Source organism: Terrabacter sp. 2YAF2 (assembly GCF_052114705.1).
Taxonomy (GTDB): Bacteria; Actinomycetota; Actinomycetes; order Actinomycetales; family Dermatophilaceae; genus Terrabacter.
This window is the reverse complement of the sequence record NZ_JBFRFG010000009.1, coordinates 127,726-149,186: the sequence shown is the minus strand read 5'-3', so window position 1 is coordinate 149,186 and position 21,461 is coordinate 127,726. Positions and strand designations below refer to the sequence as shown.

Annotated in this window: 18 protein-coding genes and 1 pseudogene; 12 read left to right on the top strand and 7 right to left on the bottom strand. The window is 71.7% G+C overall.

The features are described 5' to 3' along the window. Window positions 1-245: 245 nt before the first annotated feature. On the bottom strand, window positions 246-875 hold the full coding sequence (locus tag AB4030_RS12725; RefSeq protein WP_442279588.1) for a histidine phosphatase family protein: 630 nt from the start codon (window positions 873-875) through the stop codon (window positions 246-248). Between the two features lie 117 nt (window positions 876-992). On the opposite strand from AB4030_RS12725, the gene AB4030_RS12720 reads away from it, so the two are divergent. Beyond that, window positions 993-1,862 (top strand): PhzF family phenazine biosynthesis protein, encoded by an 870-nt coding sequence (locus AB4030_RS12720; RefSeq protein ID WP_442279587.1) that lies wholly within the window; start codon window positions 993-995, stop codon window positions 1,860-1,862. Next, window positions 1,859-2,404, top strand: coding sequence for a DUF1697 domain-containing protein (locus tag AB4030_RS12715; protein ID WP_442279586.1), 546 nt, complete (start codon window positions 1,859-1,861; stop codon window positions 2,402-2,404). Before AB4030_RS12720 ends, AB4030_RS12715 begins: the two co-directional genes overlap by 4 nt. Window positions 2,405-2,513: 109 nt before the next feature. Here AB4030_RS12715 and AB4030_RS12710 read toward each other — a convergent pair whose 3' ends face one another. After that, on the bottom strand, window positions 2,514-3,275 hold the full coding sequence (locus AB4030_RS12710) for a TrmH family RNA methyltransferase (RefSeq protein ID WP_442279585.1): 762 nt from the start codon (window positions 3,273-3,275) through the stop codon (window positions 2,514-2,516). Between the two features lie 85 nt (window positions 3,276-3,360). On the opposite strand from AB4030_RS12710, the gene AB4030_RS12705 reads away from it, so the two are divergent. The 4 genes and pseudogenes from AB4030_RS12705 (at window position 3,361) to AB4030_RS12690 (ending at window position 7,680) form a co-directional block, all read left to right on the top strand. Further along, window positions 3,361-4,476 (top strand): LLM class flavin-dependent oxidoreductase, encoded by a 1,116-nt coding sequence (locus AB4030_RS12705; RefSeq protein ID WP_442279584.1) that lies wholly within the window; start codon window positions 3,361-3,363, stop codon window positions 4,474-4,476. Beyond that, window positions 4,473-5,084 carry a CE1759 family FMN reductase gene (locus AB4030_RS12700; protein ID WP_442279583.1) on the top strand — a complete coding sequence of 204 codons (612 nt, stop codon included), beginning with the start codon at window positions 4,473-4,475 and terminating at the stop codon, window positions 5,082-5,084. The genes AB4030_RS12705 and AB4030_RS12700 overlap by 4 nt, the downstream gene beginning before the upstream one ends. Window positions 5,085-5,121: 37 nt before the next feature. Beyond that, a pseudogene (locus tag AB4030_RS12695) lies at window positions 5,122-6,400 on the top strand (APC family permease). 110 nt (window positions 6,401-6,510) lie between these two features. Beyond that, entirely contained in the window at window positions 6,511-7,680 is a 1,170-nt protein-coding gene (locus AB4030_RS12690; protein ID WP_442279582.1) for an Mbeg1-like protein, read from the top strand. A 35-nt stretch (window positions 7,681-7,715) separates the two neighbouring features. Here the strand turns inward: AB4030_RS12690 and lhgO are convergent, their stop codons facing one another. Together lhgO and AB4030_RS12680 are read right to left on the bottom strand one after the other, a co-directional pair. Next, window positions 7,716-8,921: an L-2-hydroxyglutarate oxidase gene (lhgO, locus tag AB4030_RS12685; protein ID WP_442279581.1), complete on the bottom strand. Its 1,206-nt coding sequence runs from the start codon at window positions 8,919-8,921 to the stop codon at window positions 7,716-7,718. Next, window positions 8,918-9,343, bottom strand: coding sequence for a GNAT family N-acetyltransferase (locus AB4030_RS12680; protein ID WP_442279580.1), 426 nt, complete (start codon window positions 9,341-9,343; stop codon window positions 8,918-8,920). The genes lhgO and AB4030_RS12680 overlap by 4 nt, the downstream gene beginning before the upstream one ends. Before the next feature lie 304 nt (window positions 9,344-9,647). Between AB4030_RS12680 and AB4030_RS12675 the strand changes: the two genes are divergently transcribed. The 3 genes from AB4030_RS12675 to AB4030_RS12665 all read left to right on the top strand — a co-directional run bounded on the left by AB4030_RS12675 (window position 9,648) and on the right by AB4030_RS12665 (window position 13,561). Beyond that, window positions 9,648-10,268: an L-threonylcarbamoyladenylate synthase gene (locus tag AB4030_RS12675; protein WP_442279579.1), complete on the top strand. Its 621-nt coding sequence runs from the start codon at window positions 9,648-9,650 to the stop codon at window positions 10,266-10,268. 85 nt (window positions 10,269-10,353) lie between these two features. After that, complete coding sequence (locus tag AB4030_RS12670; protein WP_442279578.1) at window positions 10,354-12,315, top strand: alpha-amylase family protein; 1,962 nt, start codon at window positions 10,354-10,356, stop codon at window positions 12,313-12,315. 58 nt (window positions 12,316-12,373) lie between these two features. After that, the gene (locus AB4030_RS12665) at window positions 12,374-13,561 is read left to right on the top strand and encodes a Fic family protein (protein WP_442279577.1); all 1,188 of its coding nucleotides are present in this window, start codon (window positions 12,374-12,376) and stop codon (window positions 13,559-13,561) included. 46 nt (window positions 13,562-13,607) lie between these two features. On the opposite strand, the gene AB4030_RS12660 is transcribed toward AB4030_RS12665, so the two are convergent. The 3 genes from AB4030_RS12660 to AB4030_RS12650 form a co-directional block, all read right to left on the bottom strand. Continuing rightward, a complete protein-coding gene (locus AB4030_RS12660; RefSeq protein WP_442279576.1) occupies window positions 13,608-14,795 on the bottom strand; it encodes a DUF2332 domain-containing protein in 1,188 nt (395 codons plus the stop codon). Next, window positions 14,792-15,949, bottom strand: a complete 1,158-nt coding sequence (locus tag AB4030_RS12655; protein ID WP_442279575.1) for a methyltransferase domain-containing protein — start codon at window positions 15,947-15,949, stop codon at window positions 14,792-14,794. Before AB4030_RS12655 ends, AB4030_RS12660 begins: the two co-directional genes overlap by 4 nt. 230 nt (window positions 15,950-16,179) lie before the next feature. Then, the gene (locus tag AB4030_RS12650) at window positions 16,180-16,875 is read right to left on the bottom strand and encodes a hypothetical protein (protein ID WP_442279574.1); all 696 of its coding nucleotides are present in this window, start codon (window positions 16,873-16,875) and stop codon (window positions 16,180-16,182) included. A 401-nt stretch (window positions 16,876-17,276) separates the two neighbouring features. Here AB4030_RS12650 and helR point away from each other — a divergent pair, with 401 nt between their 5' ends. The 3 genes from helR to AB4030_RS12635 all read left to right on the top strand — a co-directional run bounded on the left by helR (window position 17,277) and on the right by AB4030_RS12635 (window position 21,406). Further along, window positions 17,277-19,454 carry an RNA polymerase recycling motor ATPase HelR gene (gene helR, locus AB4030_RS12645; RefSeq protein ID WP_442279573.1) on the top strand — a complete coding sequence of 726 codons (2,178 nt, stop codon included), beginning with the start codon at window positions 17,277-17,279 and terminating at the stop codon, window positions 19,452-19,454. A gap of 94 nt (window positions 19,455-19,548) precedes the next feature. Then, window positions 19,549-20,925, top strand: a complete 1,377-nt coding sequence (locus AB4030_RS12640) for an MFS transporter (protein ID WP_442279572.1) — start codon at window positions 19,549-19,551, stop codon at window positions 20,923-20,925. Between the two features lie 118 nt (window positions 20,926-21,043). Beyond that, on the top strand, window positions 21,044-21,406 hold the full coding sequence (locus tag AB4030_RS12635; RefSeq protein WP_442279571.1) for an RNA polymerase-binding protein RbpA: 363 nt from the start codon (window positions 21,044-21,046) through the stop codon (window positions 21,404-21,406). The last annotated feature ends 55 nt before the right edge of the window (window positions 21,407-21,461 follow it).

Genomic DNA, 21,461 nt, shown 5'->3' with positions numbered 1-21,461 from the left:
CGATCCGCCGCGCTACCTCCAACGCCGGTAGGCCCTGCTCCAGCAGCCCCAACGCCTGCTGCCGCTGAGCCCAGGAATACGTCCCCGGGATTCCACCCATCGCCTGCCTCCACGCAATCCGTGTTGCGCAGACGATCTGAAGCCAAGCGTCGGGAAACTGAGCACTCGACGCTCGAGTGCGCACTTCCGCGCGGACACCGGCATCGGGAACTGAGCACTCGACGCTGGAGCGTTCCGTTTGGCGGTCAGTCCTCGGAGAGCAGCCGCCAGGGGGAGAGGTTGTACATCCCCAGGCAGCGGGTGGAACGGTGGTGCGTCAGCACGCTCATCGACCCGGCGTCGAGGATGAGCTGCTGGCCGAAGCGCGGGTCCACCCCGAGGAAGGTGGCCGTCAGCACGCGCAGCGCGTGGCCGTGGCCGAAGAGCGCGACGTCGCCGTGCTCGAGGTCCGGCCAGACCTTGTCGATGACCTGCTGGGCCCGCGCCGACACCTCCTCGACGGTCTCGCCCGGCGTGACGCCGGGCTGCACGCCGTCGACGAAGACCTCCCACGGGTGGCCGATCTCCGCGCTGATCTGCTTCGTCGTGACGCCCTCGTAGGCGCCGTAGTCCCACTCGCGCAGCAGCGGCTCCACCTCGAAGTCACCGAGGCCCGCCAGCTCGGCCGTCCGCTTCGCGCGCTGCAGCGGGGAGACGAGCACGCGCTCGAAGCGGTGCTTGCGCAGCACGTCGGCGAGCTCGCGGGCAGCCGCCTCACCCTCGGGCAGCAGCGGGAGGTCCGTCGTCCCGGTGTGCTGCCCACTCAGCGACCACTCCGTCTCGCCGTGCCGGAAGAGGTAGATGTTGCCGGGAACGACACCGTCGGGAGTGGCCATGACCGCCACAGTATCGGCGAGCCCGCGCCTCGGGCCGTCGCCGACCGGCGACGCTCCGGCACACTCTCGCAGACTCTCGGCAGACTCTCGGGCAGACTCTCGTGCAGACTCAGCGACATGGACCTGCCCTTCCACCTGCTCAACGTCTTCTCGATCGCCGGTCGGCCCTTCTCGGGCAACCCGCTCTGCGTCTTTCCCGACGCCGCCGCGCTCACCGACGAGGAGATGCTGGCGTGGGCGCGCCAGTTCAACCTCAGTGAGTCCACGTTCGTGACGTCGCTCGGGGACGGCCCGGCGGGGGACGCGGACGTGCGGATCTTCACCCCCGGGCACGAGATGCCCTTTGCCGGGCACCCGACGCTGGGCACGGCCGAGGTCGTCGCAGCGCTCGTGGGCGGTCTGGACACGGTGCACCTCACCATGCCGGCCGGGCGCATCCCGGTCACCCGCGTCGACGGCGGCTGGCGCCTGACGGCCCGGGCCGCCACCCTGCGCGAGGTCGAGGCGAGCGGCGCGGACCTCGCTGCCGCGCTCGGAATCGAGACCGTGTCGCTCGTGCGCTCCGACGCCAGCTGGGTCGACGCCGGGGTCGAGCAGCTCGTCGTGCGGCTCGACGACGTGGACAGCGTCCGCGCCTGCGACCCCGACCCGCACCGGATGGCCGAGCACATGACCCCGCCCGACCGTCCCCCGCACGTCTACGCCTGGGCCTGGAGCGGGCCCGAGAGCATCGAGGCCCGGCTCTTCTACGCGCAGGGCCAGGCCGTCCTCGAGGACCCCGCCACCGGATCGGCGTGCGCCAACCTCGGTGGCTGGCTCGTGTCGCAGGGCGCCCGCGACGTGTCGATCGAGGTCGACCAAGGGGCCGCGGTGGGCCGCCCGTCGCGCCTGCTCCTCGACATCGACCACCGGGGCGGGATCCATGTCGGCGGGCGCGTCGAGTCCGTCGGTCGCGGCACCTGCTCCCTCGAGAGCGTGGGGGCGTGACCGTGGCGACCTACATCGGCTTCCTCCGCGCGGTCAACGTCGGCCAGCGCTGGGTCAAGATGGAGCGTCTGCGAGCACACCTGTCCGACAACGGGTTCGATGACGTCGTGACGCACATCCAGAGCGGCAACGTGCGGGTCACGACGTCGATGCGCAGCGTCGCCAAGGTCGAGTCCGCCCTGCGCGGCCTGATCAGCGACGAGTTCGGCTTCGACGTACCCGTCATTGCCCGGACCCCGGCCGCCCTGCGGCAGACGGCCGCTGACGCCGACGCTGCGGAGTCTCCGCTCGGCGATGACGCCCGGCGCTACGTCACGTTCACGACGGGCGGGATCAGCGCGGACGGGCGTCGGGCGCTCGAGGCGTGGGACGAGCCGGGGGAGAGGGTGCTCGTGCTCGGGAGCGACGTGCTGCTCTTCCTCACCAAGCCCGCGCACCAGGCCAAGCTGACCAACGCCCGCCTCGAGCGCCTGACCGGAGCGACCGGCACGGCCCGCGACATCAAGGTCGTACGCGCGCTCGCCGAGAAGTGGGGCAGCTGACGGGTCCCGGCCCGACCGACCGCCACGAGCCGCTGCGCCGCCGCACGGGCGTGCGTGGCCCGGGCTGACGGCATACCTCATGGCGGTCCGCCGGACCGCCACGCGCCGCTCAGAGGCGGGAGCGGCGGACGAGCTCGAAGCAGACGACGGCGGCAGCGGCGGAGACGTTGAGCGACTCGACGCCGGCCGCCATCGGGATCGACACCCACGTGTCGACGAGCTCGGCCACCTCGGGGGTCAGCCCGGCGGTCTCGCTGCCGAGGACGAACGCGACGGGCTCCGGCAGGTGGGCAGCGAAGAGGTCGTCGTCACCGCCGGCGTCGAGCCCGACGACGTGGAAGCCCGCGTGCTTGAGGTCGGCCACGGCCTCAGCCGCGGTGAACGCCTTGAGGATCGGCGCCCGGAACGCCACCCCGGCCGAGGCCTTGACGACGAGTGGGTCGAGAGAGGCGACGCCCTTGCGTGGCACGACGATGCCGTCGATGCCGGCTGCGGTGGCGGAGCGCAGGATCATCCCGACGTTGGCGGGGGTCGTCACGCCGTCGAGCACGAGCACGGCGCGCAGGGACGGCGCGTCCTCGCCGAGTGCCGACTCGAGCGGACGCATCCGGGGCGCCACGACGTCGGCGAAGACGCCCTGGTCCTGTCGGCCGTTGCCGGCGAGCTTCTTGACCCGCTCGGCGCTCGCATGCTGCACCTCGACGCCCCGGCGCCGGGCCGCCTGCTGGATCTCGCGCAGGCCGCTGCCGCGGGCCCCGTCGGCGATGACGACCTTGTCGACGTGCAGGTCCCCGTCGAGGAGCACCTCGTGGACGGGGTTGCGGCCGTAGACCGTGATGAAGCGGTCCTTGGGGGAGATGTCGGCGCTCACCGCGACAGGATGTCACAGCGGGAATGGGGGAGGACCCCGCGACGTTCGATATGATTGAATCATCAATCAAAAGGAGCTGGGACACATGCAGTTCGGGATCTTCACCGTCGGCGACGTCACCACCGACCCCACGACGGGCCGTACGCCGACCGAGCACGAGCGGATCCAGGCCACAGTCGCCATCGCCAAGAAGGCGGAGGAGGTCGGGCTCGACGTCTTCGCGACCGGACAGCACCACAACCCGCCGTTCATCCCGTCGGCCCCCACGACGACGCTCGCCTACATCGCGGCCCAGACCGAGCGGATCCTGCTGTCGACGTCGACGACACTCATCACGACGACCGACCCGGTCCGGATCGCCGAGGACTACGCGACGCTCCAGCACCTGAGCAACGGCCGGATGGACCTCATGATGGGCCGCGGCAACACCGGCCCGGTCTACCCGTGGTTCGGCAAGGACATCCGCGACGGCATCCCGCTCGCCATCGAGAACTACGCCCTGCTGCACCGCCTGTGGCGCGAGGACGTCGTCGACTGGCAGGGCAAGTACCGCACCCCGCTCCAGGGCTTCACGTCGACGCCGCGGCCGCTGGACGGCATTCCCCCGTTCGTGTGGCACGGGTCGATCCGGAGCCCCGAGATCGCCGAGCAGGCCGCCTACTACGGCGACGGCTTCTTCTCCAACCACATCTTCTGGCCGGCCAGCCACACCAAGCAGATGGTCCAGCTCTACCGCCGCCGGTTCGAGCACTACGGCCACGGGAGCGCCGACCAGGCCATCGTCGGCCTCGGCGGGCAGGTCTTCATGCGGAAGAACAGCCAGGACGCCGTGCGCGAGTTCCGGCCCTACTTCGACAACGCCCCGGTCTACGGCCACGGCCCCTCGCTCGAGGAGTTCACGAGCCAGACCCCGCTCACCGTCGGCAGCCCGCAGGAGGTCATCGAGAGGACGCTCGGCTTCCGGGAGTACGCCGGTGACTACCAGCGCCAACTGTGGCTGCTCGACCACGCGGGCCTGCCGCTCAAGACCGTCCTCGAGCAGCTCGACATCCTCGGCGAGGAGGTCGTGCCCGTCCTCCGCAAGGAGTTCGCCGCCCTCAAGCCCGCCCACGTGCCCGACGCCCCGACCCACGCGAGCCGGCTCGCCGCCGCGACCGGCACCGCAGCGTCCACCGTGCCCACCCTGGAGGTGACGAAGTGAACCCGTTCCACATCGCCGTCGTCACGGCCGGCGTGACCCAGCCGTCCTCGACGCGCCTGCTCGCCGACCGCCTCACCGACGCGACCGTCCGGGCGCTCGCGCCCCGCCAGGTCGTCGTCGAGGTGGTCGACGTCCGAGACGTCGCGCACGACCTGACGAACAACGTGCTCACCGGTTTCGCCTCCCCGGACCTGCAGGTCCGTCTCGACGCGATCGCCGAGGCCGACGCCGTCATCGTCGCGACGCCGGTGTATGCCGCGTCGTACAGCGGGCTGTTCAAGATGCTCGTCGACGTGCTCCCCAAGGACACGCTGCGCGACACGCCGGTCCTTCTCGGCGCCACCGGCGGCACGGCCCGGCACTCGCTCGCCATCGACCACGCCCTGCGGCCGCTCTTCGCCCACCTCGGCGCGCTCGTGGCCCCGGTCGCGGTCTTCGCGGCGAGCGAGGACTGGGGCAGCGTCGAGGCGGGCCGACTCGGGGAACGCATCGAGCGGGCCGGCACGGCCTTCGCGGCCCTCGTCAGCGGCTCGCCTCGAGCCGCCCGGGTCGACCCGTTCGCGGACGTCACGCCTTTCGAGGCGATGCTCACCGACGTGCGGGGCTGAGCGCGCCCCACCGAGGCCACCCACCACACTTGGGGGCATGACATCCGACGCCACCAGCCCGGCCCTGACCCGGCGTCTCACCACGCGTGACGGCGTCTTCATCGGCGTCGGGTCGATGGTGGGGGCGGGTCTGTTCACCGTGTTCGCGCCGGCAGCCGCGGCCGCCGGGTCGTGGCTGCTCACCGCCCTCGCGGTCGCGGCTGTCATCGCCTGCTGCAACGCCACCTCCTCGGCCCAGCTCGCTGCGCAGTACCCGAGGTCGGGCGGCACCTACGTCTACGGCCGCGAGCGCCTCGGACCGTGGTGGGGTTTCCTGGCCGGCTGGGGGTTCGTCATCGGCAAGACCGCCAGCTGTGCGGCGATGGCGCTCGCGGTCGCCGTCTACCTCGTCCCCCCCGGCCTGGCAACGCCCGCTCGCGGCCGCCGTGGTCGTGGTGATCGCGGCCGTCAACTACCACGGCATCACCCGCACCGCCGCCCTCACCCGGTGGCTCGTCACCGTCGTGGTCACCCTCGTCGCCGTCGTACTCGCCGGCTCCGCCGCGGCCCGGTGGGACGTCCCGACGGTCGACGGCGGAGTCCCGCTGCCCGGGTCCGGCGGCCTCGGGGGCGTGCTGCAGGGAGCGGCCCTGATCTTCTTCGCCTTCGCCGGCTACGCGCGCGTCGCCACGCTGGGGGAGGAGGTCCTCGAGCCGGCACGGACCATCCCGCGCGCCGTCCTGCTGAGCTTCGCCGTCGTCGTGCCGTTGTATGCCGTCACGGCCATGCTCCTGCTGCGCGTGCTGGGGCCGGGCGCCACGGCGTCGACGCAGGCCCCGGTGCGCCAGCTCGCCGTCGCGGCCCAGGGTCCGGGCGGGTGGCTGCCGTGGGCGGCCTCCGCCGCGGCGGTGGTCGCCGCGCTCGGGGCGCTGCTCGCCCTCGTCGCCGGCGTGGGCCGAACGGTCCTGGCGATGGCGCGCGAGGGCGACCTGCCCCGCCCCCTCGCTGCCGTGCACGAGCGGTATGCCGTGCCGCACGTCGCGGAGGTCGCCGTGGCCGTCATCGTGTGCGTGCTCGTCCTCACCACCGACCTGCGTGGAGCCATCGGCTTCTCCTCCTTCGGGGTGCTGCTCTACTACGCGGTGGCCAACGCGTCGGCGCTGACCCAGGACCCGGCGCACCGGCGCTACCCGCGGCTCGTCGCCGGGGTGGGTCTGGTCGGCTGCCTGACCCTCGCGGTCGCGGTGCCGGTCGGGTCGCTCGTTGCCGGCCTCGGCGTGCTGGCCGTCGGTGTCGCCGGCCGTCTCGTGGCCCTGCGCCTCCGGGCACGGTCATGACCATGCCCACCGGCGGGAGGGAGTCGCAGCGACAGGGGGCGGGTAGTGCTCCCCATGGCCCCCGGGCGCGACAGCCCCTACGGTGGGCGCACCGTCGACAGGAGGAACGCGTGCTCTACCGCAAGGGTGCTGACCCAGAAGCCCTCGACCGTGTCGCCCGCGAGCTGAACGCGTGCGCAGGCGAGGTCGAGGTGATCCGCGCCAACGGCGCGAGGGCCCTTGCCGTGCTGAGCCGCTCATGGGGTGGCGCAGACGCCGATGCGGCCCAGGAGAGCTGGCGCGCCAGCTCGACCGCGTTGTCGTCGCTCGGCTCGACCCTCGACCGGATGGCAACACGCCTCGGCGACAACTCCCGCGCCCAGCGATCGGCCAGCGGTGGCCCCGGGAGCCTGTTCACGCCGGGGCCGTTGCTCCCGTTCGGGCTCGGCGGGTCGGCCTCGGTCGGTGTCGAGGCCACGGCTGGACCGCCCTTCGCCGACGGTCTACGGGGCACCAGGCCCCAGGAGATGGATCTCCAGCTCGCCGAGCTGGCCAAGGGCGTCTACGACGGCACAGGCACCGACGAGTTCGACGTGCTCGACACCTCGCAGCTCGAGGCGCTGGGGATCGATCCCCGGACGCTCACGGGTCCCGGCGGCTTCGCCGCGAACATCTATCGCGACGAGGACGGCGACTACGTGCTGGCCTTCGCGGGCACCGACCCGACGAGCGTCAGTGACTGGGCGACCAACGCCCAGCAGGGCATGGGCGGCCTCAGCGCGCAGCACCTCCAGGCCATCGCCCTGGCCCAGCACCTCGCCAGGGCCGTCGGCAGCGAGAACATGGTGCTCACCGGGCACTCCCTCGGCGGCGGTCTCGCGAGCACGGCCTCCGTCGCGACCGAGGTGCCGGCCGTGACCTTCAATGCTGCGGGCGTCCATCCCAACACGGTCCTGGCGGCCGCCGCCCTCGGCCACCACGACGCAGGACTGTCGTCGGGGCAGATCCGCAACTACCACGTGCGTGGCGAGATCCTGACGACGGTGCAGAACCCACTCGGGTCCTTCGTCGACCACGTGCCCTTCGTCGGTGACGACCCCCTGCCCAACGCCCTCGGCACCCAGATCGCTCTCAACCCGACCAAGGGTCCCGACCTGCACCTCTCGCCGTGGGGACTGGTCAGTCCGGTCATCTCGATCGCCGACACGGCCAAGGACCTCGGCGGCTATGCCGTGGGCCTGCACGGCGCCCCGTCCGTCATCGACGCCATGGAAGCGAGCGCGTACTTCGGCAAGCACTGACGGGGCGGGTGCTGTCGTGCCCACCGGGCGGGCCGTCACGTTCCGGCGAGGTCCAGCCGGTCGACGACGAGGTCGGCGATGGCCAGCGATGCCGTGGCTGCGGGAGACGGCGCGTTGCGGATGCAGAGCACGGCGCCGACGCGGCTGAACCGGAAGTCCTCGACGAGCGAGCCGTCCGCATCCATCGCCTGGGCCCGGACGCCCGCGAGAGCGGGCTCGACATCGGCATGGTCGATCTCCGGGACGTAGCGACGCACGCGCTCGACGAACGCGTGACGGCTCAGCGAGCCGACGACCTCCTGCGCGCCGGTGCGCAGGTTGGATCGCGCGAAGCGTCGAAAACCCTTGGAGGCGAGGAGAGCTCGTATCACCTCAAGGTCGACGTCGCGGCGACGGTAGCCCTCTCGAGCGGTCGCGAGCACGGCGTTCGGGCCGAGCAGCACGCCGCCGTCGACGCGTCGGGTCAGGTGCACGCCGAGAAACGGGTAGCGCGGGTCGGGCACCGGGTAGACGAGCCCACTGACGAGGTGCGTGGCCTCGGGCCGGAGCTGGTGGTACTCACCCCGGAACGGCACGATCGCCGGGGTGGGGCCGTCGCCGGCCAGCACGGCGAGACGGTCGGCGTGCACGCCACCCGCAAGAACGACCCGGTCGGCGCGGACGTGTCGCCCATCAGCCGCCTGCACGTCGACGCGACCACCGGACTGCCCGAACCCCACGACCTCGAAGTCGGTCACGACCTGGGCGCCCCGGTCCCGCGCGTCCGCGAGCATGGCCTCGGCCACGCGTGAGAAGTCCGTGATCGCCGTCGTGGGGGAGTGCAGCGCCGCCCGTCCGACCGCGTGCGGCTCGACCTCTCGCAGGGCGTCGGTCCCGAGCCACCGGAGGCCGGGCACACCGTTCGCCAGCGCGCGGCACTCGATGTCACGCAGGCGCCCTTCCTCGGCCTCGTCGAGCGCGATGACAAGCTTGCCCACCTCCTCGTAGGGGAGCCCGCGCTCGCGGCAGTAGCGACGCAGCCGTTCGACGCCGGTGCGTGAGAGGGCGGCCTTGGCCGAGCCGGGAGCGTAGTAGAGACCTGCGTGCACGACGCCGCTGTTGCGCGCGGTCTGGTGCCGACCGGGCGTGAGCTCTTTCTCGACGAGGGTGACCTGCGGTCGCGGTTCGAGCAAGGTCAGGCGACGGGCGACGGCCGAACCGATGATGCCGCCACCGACGACGACGACCCGCGGTCGGCTCACCCCGCGGCGGTCCGTGCGGCCTCGTCGGCGGCCTCGATGTCGGTCGGCCTGGGCGCGGCGACGTGGGCGGCATACGGCTCGGGGTGACGACGGAGGTGGACCTTGATGTACGGGCAGAGCGCGACGATCGTGCGGCCCGCCGCCACCGTGGCGTCGAGCGCGAACGACGCGAGACGGGCGGCGAGACCCTGGCCCTCGTACTCCGGCCGCACCTCGGTATGGAAGAAGACGACCCGGTCGGGCGCCTGCTCGCTGGCGTCCTCGGCCCGGTCCTCCGTCACGAGGGCGTAGCTCGCCACGCCGATGACGCGCTCACCGTCGCGCAGCTCGAACCGTCCGCGCTCCGGGTTGTCGACCACCTCGAAGTGGTCGGCGTCGTCCTCGGTGGAGGCGGTCCGGCTCTCACCCGTGTGCTCTCTCATGCGCTCAGCATCGCGCACGCCCCGGAGCCGCTCAAGCGTCGGCCGCTGAGCGACTGCGGCCCGCCATCGGTCACGCCCCCGGACGCGTCCGCCACGACGAGCGGCCTCCGCCCCAACCAGAACATCACCCCCGCCCGATCCCCGCCCTGACTCGTCCCCCATGGCGCCAGCATGCCCGGCGGCGAGCCCGGGTGGCATCGGATGAACCTGCGGATGGTGTTGCGTCCGGTGTGGTGATCACCCCACCGCACGCAGCACCACGCGCCGGTTCATCATCCGGGCCCGCGCATGGCAGGGTGAGGGCATGGCGAAGTACTTCGACGTCCACCCGGTGGACCCGCAGCCCCGCGCGATCGGGCAGGCGGTCGAGATCCTGAGGTCCGGCGGTCTCATCGCCTACCCGACCGACTCGTGCTTCGCCCTCGGGTGCTCCCTCGACAACCCCGAGGGCAAGGAGCGGATCCTGCGCATCCGGCACCTCGACGACAAGCACCACTTCACGCTCGTCTGCTCGGACTTCGCGCAGCTCGGCCAGTTCGTGCACCTCGACAACTCCGTCTTCCGCGCCATCAAGGCGGCGACACCGGGGCCGTACACCTTCATCCTCCCGGCGACGAAGGAGGTCCCGCGCCGGCTGCTCCACGCGAAGAAGAAGACCGTCGGCGTCCGCATCCCGGAGCATCCGGTCGTGCGCGAGCTGCTCAAGGCGATGGGGGAGCCGATCCTCTCGAGCACCCTGCTCATGCCAGACGACGAGGAGCCGATGACCGAGGGCTGGGAGATCAAGGACCGCCTCGACCACGTCATCGACGCCGTCATCGACTCGGGGGAGTGCGGTCTGGAGCCGACGACCGTCGTCGACTGGTCCGACGGCTACCCGGTCGTCACCCGGGTGGGCGCAGGGGACCCGAGCCCCTTCGAGTAGGCCGCCGCGGCCGCCAAGGGGCACGATCGACGGCGACGGCGGGCCGCCACTGTCGCCGAGGCCGCCGGTGCTGTTCAATCGGGCCATGACCCCAGGCGCCGATGACGCCCGCCCGAGCACGGAGTCGATGTCCTCGCTGCTGGCGGACCTCGACCCCGCGGACCGCGAGACCATGGAGCTGCGTCTGGAGCGGTGGTTCGACGACCTCGTCGCAGCCCTCCGGGCGCTCTACCCCGAGCACGACGTGTCGGCGCTGGCCCTGCGCCTCGTCGAGTCGGCCGTCACCGCCTTCGTCGCCCGTTCGCCCGAGCTGCGCCGCCTCGACCAGCGCCGACTCCTGCGCCCGGACTGGCTGCAGCAGCCCGACATGTTCGGCTACGCCTGCTACACCGACCGGTTCGCCGGAGACCTCGACGGGCTGAGAGCCCGCGTCGACTACCTGCGCGACCTCGGCGTCAGCTACCTGCACCTCATGCCCCTGCTCCAGCCGCGCGAGGGCGACAACGACGGCGGCTACGCGGTCCAGGACTACCGCACGGTCCGGGCCGACCTCGGCACCGTCGACGACCTGACGCGTCTCGCGAGCGACCTTCGCGGACAAAGGATCTCGCTCGTGCTCGACCTGGTGCTCAACCACGTGGCCCGCGAGCACGAGTGGGCTCGCAGGGCGCGGGCGGGGGAGGAGCGCTACCGCGACTACTTCCACGTCTATCCCGACCGCGTCATGCCGGACGCCTACGAGCGCACCCTGCCGGAGGTCTTCCCCGACTTCGCCCCCGGCAACTTCACCTGGGACGACGAGCTGCAGGGCTGGGTCTGGACGACCTTCAACGAGTGGCAGTGGGACGTCAACTGGAGCAACCCGGACGTGCTGGTCGAGTACGCCGAGATCGTGCTCTACCTCGCCAACCTCGGCGTGGAGGTGCTGCGCCTCGACGCCATCGCGTTCACGTGGAAGCGACTCGGCACGAACTGCCAGAACCAGCCCGAGGTGCACGCCGTGACCCAGGCGCTGCGCACCGTGGCGCGGATCGCCTGCCCGGCGCTCGCCTTCAAGGCCGAGGCCATCGTCGGCCCGCGCGATCTCGTGCAGTACCTCGGCCAGGGTCCGCACGCCGGCCGGGTCAGCGACCTCGCGTACCACAACAGCCTCATGGTGCAGGTGTGGTCGATGCTCGCGACGGGCAGCACCGGCCTGACCAAACGAGCCCTCTCGGCGCTGCCGCCGACTCCGCCGAGCGGCACGTGGATCTGCTACGTCCGGTGCCACGACGACATCGGCTGGGCCATCGATGATGGCGACGCCGCTGCCGCGGGGCTCGACGGCCACGCCCACCGACGTTTCCTGTCGAACTGGTATGCCGGCGACCAGCCGGGCTCGTGGGCACACGGGCTGGTCTTCCAGCACAATCTCGCCACCGGAGACAAGCGGATCAGCGGCACGGCGGCGGCGCTGACCGGCCTCTCGGACGCCGAGCAGAGGGGTGACGAGGACGGTGTGGGGGCCGGTCTCGCACGGCTCTTCCTCGCGCACGCCGTGGTGGCCGGTTGGGGCGGCATCCCGGTCGTCTGGAGCGGGGACGAGCTCGGCCTGCCGAACGACCCGAACTGGGCACGGGAGTCGGGTCACGAGGACGACAACCGCTGGGCGCACCGCGAACGGATCGACTGGATCCTGGCAGCGCACCGCGACGACCCGAGCACGACGGCCGGCAAGGTCTTCGCGGGCCTGCGGCACCTCGCGACGGTGCGCGCCGGGCTGCCCCAGCTGCACGCGTCGGCGCAGACACGTGTCGTGCTCGAGACGAGCGACGGCGTTCTCGTCGTCGTGCGCTCGCACCCGAGCGGAGCGATGGTCTGCGTCTACAACGTCACGTCCTCCTGGCAGACCGTCGAGATGCGCCACCTCAGCGATGCCGGCATCGTGCACCCCTTCGACGCACTCGGCGGCCATCCGGTCTTCGGCGGAGCGGACGGCCTCGCCTCGCTGAGCCCGTATGCCGCCTGGTGGGTCGTCGAGGCGCCGGTGGAGGTGCCGCACACCTGACCACCGCGCTCCTTGATGAAGGTTGTGCGATAACCTTTACCAAGGAGGTGGGCGACGCATGGCTACCGCATGGCCGGCCCTCGGGACGCGCACCCTCGAGTGGCGCCCCGTCGAGGGGCTCCTCGAGGTGTCCCGACGGGCTCGGCGGGCCCAGCCCCGCACGTACGAGGCCGCCGTCGTGCGTCCCGTCGCCGATGTCGCGCTCACGCTCTCGGGCGACCTCGCCGCCGACCTCGACGAGGCGACGCGCCTGCTCGCGGCCTTCGACGCCGGGGGAGCGGGGGAGATCGCCCCCTTCGCCTCCGTGCTGCTCCGCTCCGAGAGCGCGGCGAGCTCGCAGATCGAGAACCTCACCTCGTCGGCACGCGCGCTCGCCGAGGCGGAGATCGGCGAGGGCCACCGGGCCAACGCCTCCGTCATTCTCGCCAACGTGCGCACCATGCAGGCCGCCCTCGAGCTGGCCGGGCGCCTCGACGAGCAGGCCGTGCTCGCGATGCACCGGGCCCTCATGGCCCAGCAGAGCCAGCACCGCCCCGGGCGCTGGCGCGAGGAGCAGGTCTGGGTCGGCGGCTCCCCGCTGCACCCCGCAGGCGCCGACTTCGTGCCCCCGGTCGCCGACGACGTGCCGGCCCTGATGGCCGACCTTGTCGCCTTCCTCGACCGCGACGACCTCCCGCCGCTCGCGCAGGCGGCCCTCGCCCACGCGCAGTTCGAGACGATCCACCCGTTCACCGACGGCAACGGGCGCACCGGCCGGGCCCTGCTGCACTCCGTGCTGCTCCACACCGGCGCCATCCACCGGGTCACCGTGCCCATCTCCGCGGGCCTGCTCGCCGTGCGCGACGACTACTTCGCCGCCCTCGGCTCCTACCGGGCCGGTGACGCGGAGCCGATCCTGCGCTGCGTGGCGACCGCCGCGCGGCACGGCACCGTCATCGGCCAGGACCTCGTCGGCGAGCTGCGGGCCGTGCGCACCGGCTGGGACGAGCAGGTGAGGGCCCGGGCCGGGTCCGCCGCACGCACGATGCTCGACCTGCTCGTGCGTCAACCCGTCGTGACGGCCCGCGTCGTCGTGCGTGAGCTCGACGTGTCGGCCCCCACCGCCCAGGCCGCGCTGCGCCGGCTCGTCGACGACGGCATCCTGCTCGAGTCGACGGGTCACCGGCGAAACCGCGTCTACCGGGCGCCTGACGTGCTCCGGGCCCTCGACGCGTATGCCGCAGGGCTGGGCCGTCGGCGCCGGTGACCCCGCTCGCGCCAATCGCGTGGGAGCGGGCGTCCGTCGGCCTCGCTTAGTGCGAATAACGCTGCAGGACAGTCGATTCCACGACCTCAAGGGACACGTCGACCCACGCGCCGTGCGGGTGGCACGACCCGAGCACCATGGGCTCGAGCGCGCGTCCGTCACGCCACCGGTGCAGTCCGAGCACGGTGTTGCCCTCGAGGCCCTCGGCCGGGGTGACGAGACCCGGCACGCAGCCCGGCGGCTCGGCACTGAGCCAGCTGAGCGCGCGCACGTCGGCTGCCGCGGCCCGGAGGTGGTGGAGCACGTCGGCGCGCCGGGCGGGCTCGAGGTAGGTCAGCGCCCACGACGTGAGCACGACGAGGTGGCCGTCCGGGCCGGGGCCCGCGGCGGCGAGGGCGAGGGCGGCGGGCAGGTCGTCGACCATGTCGCCGGCGACCAGCGTCTGCGCGTCGTCACGCAGCAGCGACCGGGCCGCCCGGAAGCGCTCCACCCGACCGGGAACGTCCGGCCACAGGCAGGCCTCGAGCCAGCGCACGGCGTCGTCATCGGCGACGTCGACGGGCTCCAGGTCCAGGCCCACCCGGGCCACGACGTGGGGGAGGCCGACGCCGTGGTCCACGAGGCGGTGGGCCGCACAGCGGCGGTCCACCCCGGAGCAGCGCACGGACGAGCCGGGGTCGCCGAGCCGGACGGGGCCCTCGCCCTCCCGGGCTTCCGGCGCCGTGAGCTCGACGGCGTAGCGCTCCACGCCGAGCAGCAGTCCCGCACTCGCGCCGAGCTCGAGCAGGGCGACGGGGAGGTCTGGCACGTCGGCAGCGGCAAGGGCGAGGCCGAGCGCGACGTAGACCGCGCGGTTGACCTCGTTCGTCTGCGTGCCATGGGTGGCGATGCGTTCGACGAGCTCGTCGCGGTGCGCCAGGGCGAACTGCCGGACGTCGGGCCAGGGGTCGCCGTCCGGCGTCATCCCAGGGCCCACGACACTCGGAAACCACTGTGCAGCAGGCGAACCGGGATTCTTCAACACGAGGTCGTGGACTGCTGCGAGCCACAGCACGGGACGCGCCTGACCGGGACGGGCGACGAGCAGCAGCGCGGCCGCCTCGTCGTCTCGGGCCAGCTCACGACACAGGGCCGCATAGAGCGGGAGGGCGGCATACTCGGCGGCGAACTCACCGAAGCGCCGCTGGACCCGGTCGAGCCGGGCGCGGTCGGCCACGGGGGAGTCGGTGCTCATCGGCGTTCGAGGAGCACGATGACCTCGTGGTGCGACGTCTGGGGGAACATGTCGAAGAGGCGGGCCCGGCGCGTCACGTAGGACGGCAGGACAGCGAGGTCGCGCGCGAGGCTGCTCACGTTGCAGCTCGAGTAGATGACGTGGGCGGCGTCGGACTGCTCGAGCCAGCGCGCCAGGTCGGGCCCGATGCCGCGGCGGGGCGGGTTGACGACGACCGTCGCCCGTCCGGACCGCACCAGGTCGGGGTCGAGCGCGCCCGGGTCGGTGGCGTCGCCCACCTGGAACTCGACGTCCCCGACGTCCGGGTGCCCCGTGCGGAGCTCCCGCGCCGTCCGCTCGGCGCTCAGCACGGCATCGGGCGAGACCTCGACGCCGACCACCCGGCCGACGGCCGCCTGCGCGGCGTGCAGGGCGAAGCCGCCGACGCCGCAATAGAGGTCGAGCACGGCGTCGGGTGAGACCTCTCGCATCCACTCCTGCGCCTGGCGGTAGAGGCCGGCCGCGACAGCGGTGTTGGTCTGGAAGAAGCTGTTGGGGCGCAGGTTGAGGGTCAGCCCGTTGACCGGCATCGCCAGCACGTCCTGCGACGTCAGGACGATCTCGGTGTCGCCCTCGAGGACGGCCTTGTGCTCGGGTTGGAGGTTGACGGAGACGACGGCCACGTCCGGCACCCGGGCGAGCAGCATCGGCAGTCGCGACTGGAGCAGCGCGAGATGCCGGCGCGAGCGCAGGACGAAGCGGAGCATGACCGTGCCGGCGGGGGAGAGGGTGAGGATGACGTGCTTGAGCTCGCCCCGCCGTGCGCTCACGTCGTACGGCTCGAGGCCCATCTCGTCGACGAGAGCCGCGACGCGCGGGATGAGCTGCTGCAGCGGCTGCTCGTGCAGGCCGCACGCCCGCAGGTCGACACCGTTCGCCTCGGCGTCGAGGATGCCGAGCGTCACGGCGCCGGTGCGTCCGCCGACGACGAGCTTGGCCTTGTTGCGGAAGGCGGACTCGGCGCTGGCGAAGGGATCGAGCCAGACGACGTCCGGTGCGGCGTCGGCCAGCTCGAGCTCGCACCGGCGGTGCTTGTCGGCGAGCTGGACGGCATACGGGACGCCCATGAGGGCGCACGACGCGCACCGTCCGGAGTCGAAGTAGTCACACTGCATCGCCGCCAAGGCTACGGCTCGGGCACTGCCTCTAGAACCACCGGTAGACGGTGCGGAGAGGAGCCCCGCTTGGGGCAAAGTGACATAATGTCGATTATCGGCGTTTGATCCAACCTCTGTGCCGGTCATCAGTCACCTGACTGCAACCGCGCGACCCCTAGGGCGCGACGTCCGCACCTGCCGCCACCCGTGCGTCCGCTCAGCAGCCGACGAGTGGTCGCGATCGAGAGCTAGGCATAAAGCTCCTGTTTCAGCGGGTCCCGACCGGACGGTGCCGGAGATGCGTCGAGTTCCGCTCGCGTCCTGAGGCCTCGGAGCATGCCGGTGGCCATGATGTAGTCGGCTGGGATGATCGTTGCGCCGTACAGGGCTGTGAACCACCAAGGGTCGGTGTGACCGCGCACGCGCAGGTGAACCCTGGTCGAGGCCTCTTCGAGCTCCCTGAGGTGGAAGCACCAGGTCCACGTCATCGTGGCGCCGTACTTCTCGTCCCAGCCGGGCGGTAGGTGCGTGCTCGACTTCAGGACGAGCAGCAACGGTGCCTCCACTTCGGCCACGACGTAGTGCGCCGTTCCGGGCGGTCCGTCCGGGATGATGTCGCCGGGCCTCAGGCTCCTAGTCAGGTTTGGGTCCAGACGGTCCAAGCTCTCCCAGTTCTCGGGGAAGAGCAGCGCGTCAACCCAGTGCGGGGTGTAGTACCCGCCCAGATGCCAGCCCATCTGAGACAGCCAGGCCCAGACGACGTCCGGGCGTGCCCCGATGGTGATGGCGTGGTTGGTCACCATTTGCGGTTGTGCGACCAGTTCGTCACCGGGCAGCCGAACCCGCCGCTCGTGAGGCGTGGATCCTGCCCGCCTGCCTAGGATCTGGAGCGCGCCGTAGGCGCCGATAGCCGATACAGCCGCCACTGCCGGGGTGCGACGCACGACCGATCACCTCCTGCTCCTACTGCAGCACGCGTCTCAAGCGGCAACAAGGGGCGAAGGTCACTCACCGGCTCGAGCACGTCGGGCGAGGCGCCGGACGGTCCGCGAGCCCGGTGAGTGCCTTGGGACTCGGCTCACGGCCCGGTTGGCGGCCCAGGCGCGATGAGGGCGTTCCCCACTCCCCTGCTGGCGCTACTCGTCTCACCTGCACACGTCTCGATACCAGTGTCGGCACCGCGACGAGAGGCCGAGTCCACACCGGCTCGAGCACGAGGAAAAGGAAGGACGCCAGTGGCCTCCTTCCATTTCCAACGTATAGCGCACCCCGGGTCTTGCGGCAAGACCCCGTGCATGCCGCAGAATCGCTGGCCGACACCTGAACCCGGGACGGAGCTCACCACGTGAACGCCCAGACGACCAGCGCCTTCGACCTTCCTGACCGCTTGGCTCCCAAGGCCGACCCGGCCCTCATCGGCCACGACGACGCGCACTTCGCGGCGATCGCCGAGACCCTGGCCCAGACGACCGCCGAGCTGTCCGACCGCCTGGCCGCCGCGCGGCGGGCGCCCGCTGGTCGAGGACAAGCCGCCCTGGACCGTGACCAGGAGGTCCACCGGCTCACGACCCGGCTGCGCACCCTGAGCCGTTACGGGCTCGACCTGTGCCTCGGCCACGTCGTTCATGAGAACGATTCCCATCCCACGTACATCGGACGACTCGGCCTGACCGACCGCACCGGTCGGCGGGTGCTGGTCGACTGGCGCTCCCCCGCCGCCGAGCCGTTCTTCGGCGCGACCCACGCCAACCCGATGGGCCTTCGGAGCCGACGACGCTACCGCTGGACGCGCGGCCGCGTTAGCGACTACTGGGACGAGGTCTTCACGACCGACGGCCTCGAGGGCCGGGCGGCCCTCGACGACGACGACGCCTTCATCGCCTCGCTCGGTGCCAGCCGATCACCTCGGATGCGCGACGTGCTGGCCACCATCCAGGCCGACCAGGACGCCATCATCCGTGCCGGCTCCCACGGCGCCCTCGTCGTCGACGGCGGTCCCGGCACGGGCAAGACGGTCGTCGCGCTGCACCGCACGGCATACCTGCTCTACTCCGACCCGCGCCTCGGGCACCGCCGGGGCGGCGTGCTGTTCGTCGGGCCGCACGAGCCCTACCTCTCCTACGTCTCCGACGTCCTGCCGAGCCTCGGCGAGGAAGGCGTCCAGACGTGCACCCTGCGCGACCTCGTCCCCGAGGGCGCCACGGCGCCGGCCGAGACCGACCCGGAGGTGGCCCGGCTCAAGTCCGGGATCGAGCTCGTCGACGCCATCGAGCCCGCGGTCGGGCTCTACGAGGAGCCCCCGAGCCAGGGGATGGAGGTCACGACACCCTGGGCCGACGTCTGGCTCTCCCCCGCCGACTGGGCTGAAGCCTTCGCGGCGGGCCAGCAGGTCCCCCACAACGAGGCCCGCGACGACGTCTGGGAGGCCCTCCTCGCCATCCTCCTCGACCGTCACGACCTGGAGGTTCGCCTCGACGACGACGGCCAGGACGTGGAGGCCGAAGCGACACCCGCGATGGTCCGGCGCTCGATCGAGCAGAACGGCGAGCTCCGGGCTGCGTTCGGGCGGTCCTGGCCGCTGCTCGACGCGGAGGACCTCGTCGGCGACCTGTGGACGGTCCCGGCCTACCTGCGTCGGTGCGCACCCTCCCTCAGCATCGAGCAGGTCCGTCGGCTCCAGCGTGAGCGACCGGACGCGTGGACGGTCTCGGACCTCCCCCTGCTGGACGCGGCCCGGCTGCGGCTCGGAGACCGGGAGACGGGCCGGCTCCGGCGCCGGCGCGACGCGGCCCGAGCCGCCGAGCGCGAGGAGCGGGCCACGGTCGCGGAGCACCTCATCGCGTCGGACGACTCCGACATGCACGTCATGTCGATGCTGCGCGGTGAGGACCTGCGAGGCGCCCTCGACGACGCAGAGCGCGACACCAACCCCGACCCGTTGGCCGGACCCTTCGCCCACGTGGTCGTGGACGAGGCGCAGGAGCTGACCGACGCCGAGTGGCGGATGCTGCTGAACCGCTGTCCGTCGCGGAGCCTCACCATCGTCGGCGACCGGGCGCAGGCCCGTCACGGCTTCACCGAGTCGTGGCACGAGCGCCTCGCCGGCGTCGGCCTCGGCCGGGTCGAGCTGGCCTCGCTCAGCATCAACTACCGCACCCCCGCAGAGGTCATGACGGAAGCCGAGCCGGTCATCCGGGCCGCCCTGCCGGATGCGAACGTCCCGAGCTCCATCCGCGAGAGCGGCGTGCCGGTCCGGCACGGCGCAGCGGCCGACCTCGAGGCGATCCTGGAGTCGTGGCTGGCCGCCCATGCGGACGGGACCGCCTGCGTCATCGGTGCCCCGGCTTTCGAGGAGCGGGAACGGGTCCGCTCGTTGACCCCCGCGCTGTCCAAGGGGCTCGAGTTCGACCTCGTCGTCCTCGTCGACCCGGAGCGGTTCGGTGACGGCATCGAGGGGGCGGTCGACCGCTACGTCGCGATGACGCGCGCCACGCAGCAGCTCGTCATCCTCACGAGCTGCTGACTCACGAGCCGCTGACTCACGAGCTGCTGACGCCCGCGGCGTGTTGACGCGGCTCCCCCTGTCGGGGCGCCCGGCCGTGTGGGACAGTCCTCGCATGTCGCACGTCGTCGTCAACGCCGCACGACCGGAGACCCGGGAGCAGCGGGCCTGGTACTGGTACGACTGGGCCAACTCCGCCTACATCACGACCACCGCCACGGTGCTCATGAGCCCCTACCTCACGACCGTCGCCGAGGAGGCCGCCTGTCCCGGCCTGCCCGACGGCCAGGACTGCACGACGAACCTCTCCGTGCTCGGCATCCCCGTCGCGCCGGGGTCGCTGTGGTTCTTCACCGTGACCTTCACGACGATCCTCTCCGCGATCGTCCTGATCTTCATCGGCGCGATCGCCGACCGCAGCCCGCATCCGACCCGTCTGCTGGGCGGGTTCGCGTGGGCCGGGGCCCTGGCCGCGAGCCTGATGTTCTTCGTCGCGGGTACCGACTGGCAGCTGGGAGCCGCGCTCGTCGTCATCGCCGGCATCTGCCTCGGCGCCTCGCTCGTCATCTACGACTCGATCCTGTGCCGCATCGCCAACGAGAACGAGCGCGACCGCGTCTCCTCGAAGGGCTGGGCCTTCGGCTACCTCGGCGGCGGCACCCTGCTCGCGCTCAACTTCGCCTTGGACTTCTTCCACGAGGACCTCGGGCTCGACCGGGCCCTGTCGACACGCATCAGCATCCTGTCCGCGGGCCTCTGGTGGGCCGGTTTCACGATCATCCCCTACCTCGGCCTGCGGCACCTGACCGGCACGGTCGAGACACCCGTCGAGCGGTCGGCCGGGGTCGTCGGTGGCAGCATCGCTCAGCTGCGGAGCACGTTCCGCGACCTCGCGAACTACCCGCAGACCAAGCTGTTCCTCCTCGCGTACCTCTTCTTCAACGACGGCATCCAGACCGTCATCGGCAGCTCGAGCGTCTACGGCTCCAAGGAGCTCGGCTTCTCGGAGACGACGGTGCTCGGGGTCTTCCTCTTCGTGCAGTTCGTCGCCTTCGTCGGCGCGCGGCTCTTCGGTCGGGTGGCGGCGTCCATCGGGGCCTGGCGCACCGTGCTCTACGGCATCGGCCTCTGGACGGTCGTCGTCGTCTTCGCCTTCCTCGTGCCGTCGAAGTCGCTCGTCATCTTCCTCGCGCTGGCCCTGCTCATCGGCCTCGTCCTCGGCGGCACCCAGGCGCTGTCCCGCTCGCTCTACAGCCAGCTGATCCCCCGCGGCCGCGAGGCGGAGTACTTCAGCCTCTACCAGGCGATGGAGCGCGGCACGAGCTGGTTCGGCACGCTCATCTTCGGGCTCGTCTACCAGTTCACGCTCAGCTACCGCTGGGCCATCATCGCGCTCATCGTCTTCTTCGCCATCGGCGGCGTCCTGCTCGCCCGGGTCCGGATGCGCGAGGGCATCGAGCAGGCCGGCAACCCGGTCCCCGCCGTCGTCTGAGACGCGTTTACAATCCTCGACGCGCGGGAACAACTGAGCCGTCGTGCTCGTTCAAGCGTCTGTGAGGGTATGACACCAGAGCGGTGTCCACACAGACACGAGTCTTGGAGGGGTCCACATGGCCGATCGAGCACTACGCGGTTCCAACCTCGGTGCGAGGAGCATGGAATCCGACGAGAACGTCGTACCGAGTGAGCGCCAGCTCACCGCGTACGTCTGCCCGGAGGGCCACCGCACCGAGCTCCCCTTCTCCATCGAGGCCGACGTGCCGCCGACGTGGGAGTGCCGCTGCGGCCTCGACGCGAAGCTCCAGGGCGACGGCCCCGAGCCCGAGGCCAAGCCGGTCAAGCACCAGCGCACGCACTGGGACATGCTCCTCGAGCGTCGTTCCATCCCCGAGCTCGAGGAGCTCCTCGAGGAGCGCCTGACGCTGCTGCGCGAGTCGCGCGGGGAGAAGCCGCGGCGGCGCAAGACCGCCTGACCCTCCACCACAGACCCCTGCAGGGAGCCCGCCCCGTTCGTGGAGGCGGGCTCTT

Excerpts from the sequence above, each read along its gene's own strand:
- AB4030_RS12725 (WP_442279588.1), bottom strand. The coding sequence starts at position 875 with ATGGCCACTCCCGACGGTGTCGTTCCCGGCAACATCTACCTCTTCCGG.
- AB4030_RS12720 (WP_442279587.1), top strand. The coding sequence starts at position 993 with ATGGACCTGCCCTTCCACCTGCTCAACGTCTTCTCGATCGCCGGTCGG.
- AB4030_RS12705 (WP_442279584.1), top strand. The coding sequence starts at position 3,361 with ATGCAGTTCGGGATCTTCACCGTCGGCGACGTCACCACCGACCCCACG.
- AB4030_RS12680 (WP_442279580.1), bottom strand. The coding sequence starts at position 9,343 with ATGAGAGAGCACACGGGTGAGAGCCGGACCGCCTCCACCGAGGACGAC.
- AB4030_RS12675 (WP_442279579.1), top strand. The coding sequence starts at position 9,648 with ATGGCGAAGTACTTCGACGTCCACCCGGTGGACCCGCAGCCCCGCGCG.
- AB4030_RS12670 (WP_442279578.1), top strand. The coding sequence starts at position 10,354 with ATGACCCCAGGCGCCGATGACGCCCGCCCGAGCACGGAGTCGATGTCC.
- AB4030_RS12665 (WP_442279577.1), top strand. The coding sequence starts at position 12,374 with ATGGCTACCGCATGGCCGGCCCTCGGGACGCGCACCCTCGAGTGGCGC.
- AB4030_RS12660 (WP_442279576.1), bottom strand. The coding sequence starts at position 14,795 with ATGAGCACCGACTCCCCCGTGGCCGACCGCGCCCGGCTCGACCGGGTC.
- AB4030_RS12655 (WP_442279575.1), bottom strand. The coding sequence starts at position 15,949 with ATGCAGTGTGACTACTTCGACTCCGGACGGTGCGCGTCGTGCGCCCTC.
- AB4030_RS12640 (WP_442279572.1), top strand. The coding sequence starts at position 19,549 with ATGTCGCACGTCGTCGTCAACGCCGCACGACCGGAGACCCGGGAGCAG.
- AB4030_RS12635 (WP_442279571.1), top strand. The coding sequence starts at position 21,044 with ATGGCCGATCGAGCACTACGCGGTTCCAACCTCGGTGCGAGGAGCATG.